Consider the following 1,201-nt stretch of genomic DNA (forward strand, 5'->3'; position numbering starts at 1 on the left):
GGTAATCCTCCCTAAAAATAATAGATGCCAAATGTAGAATTTTCTCTTATTGTAAACACAGGAGAAAATTATGAAAAAAGCACATTTTACAGATAGTCAGATCCTTGCCATTTTAAAACAAGCAGAAAGTGGCGTACCTATTCCTGAGCTATGCCGTGAACATGGCATGGGCAACTCAACCTTTTATAAATGGCGCGCTAAATACGGCGGCATGGATGCGTCTTTAATGACACGAATGAAAGAGCTTGAAGATGAAAATCGCCGTTTAAAGAAAATGTATGCTGAAGAGCGGCTAAAATCTGAGGTCATTCAGGAGGCAATGGCAAAAAAGTGGTAAAGGCTTCTGAGCGCAAAGTCTTGGCACATGAAGTCGTTAGCAAAAATAAAATGAGTATTGCCTTGGCCTGTCGTACTTTCATGATAAGTGAAACATGCTATCGCTATACGCCTAAACTATCTGATGAAAATGAGAAAATTGCAGCGTTGCTATTGGATTTAAGCCAATGTCAGCGAAATTGGGGATTCGGTTTATGTTTTTTATATTTACGCAATGTTAAAGGCTACACATGGAATCATAAGCGCGTTTACCGCATTTATCGTGAGCTTGAGTTAAACTTGCGGATCAAGCCTAGGAAACGCTTAAATAGAGATAAGCCTGAACCATTGGCAGTACCAGAAACCATCAATGAATGCTGGTCAATGGATTTTATGCATGACCAATTAGCGGATGGCAGAGCGTGTCGGTTGTTTAATGTCATTGATGACTTTAATCGTGAAGGGCTGACTATTGACGCTGATTTATCACTGCCTGCTGAACGTGTGATCCGCTCGTTAAATCAAATTATAGAATGGCGCGGTAAACCAAAAGCTATCAGGTGTGACAATGGGCCTGAATATATTAGCCATAAATTAGCAGAGTGGGCGTTGAATAATGATATCGAATTACGGTTTATTCAACCCGGTAACCCGCAACAAAATGCTTATGTAGAGCGGTTTAATCGAACGGTTAGGTATGACTGGCTAAGTCATTATATTTACAGTGATATTAGTGAGTTACAAGATAAAGCTACCGATTGGTTATGGACTTATAATAATGAACGCCCTAACATGGGCATAGGTGGGATAACACCCATACAAAAACTGGAAAAGTTAAACAACGGAAATTCTACAGATAGCCTCCATTAAAAATGGGGGGATTACC

1 protein-coding gene is annotated in these 1,201 nt (G+C 39.8%); it reads left to right on the plus strand.

Annotated features, from left to right (window positions below; all coding sequences use genetic code 11):
• The first annotated feature begins 70 nt into the window (after positions 1 to 70).
• Positions 71 to 1,185 (plus strand): IS3 family transposase gene (locus H5119_RS19905; protein ID WP_182703466.1). Its coding sequence is split into 2 segments (ribosomal slippage): positions 71 to 323 and positions 323 to 1,185, totalling 1,116 coding nucleotides; the frame shifts between segments, so codons are not numbered across the junction.
• Positions 1,186 to 1,201: the final 16 nt, after the last annotated feature.

It is taken from the genome of Pseudoalteromonas sp. SG45-5, assembly GCF_014164085.1.
GTDB classification, from domain to species: Bacteria; Pseudomonadota; Gammaproteobacteria; order Enterobacterales; family Alteromonadaceae; genus Pseudoalteromonas; species Pseudoalteromonas aliena.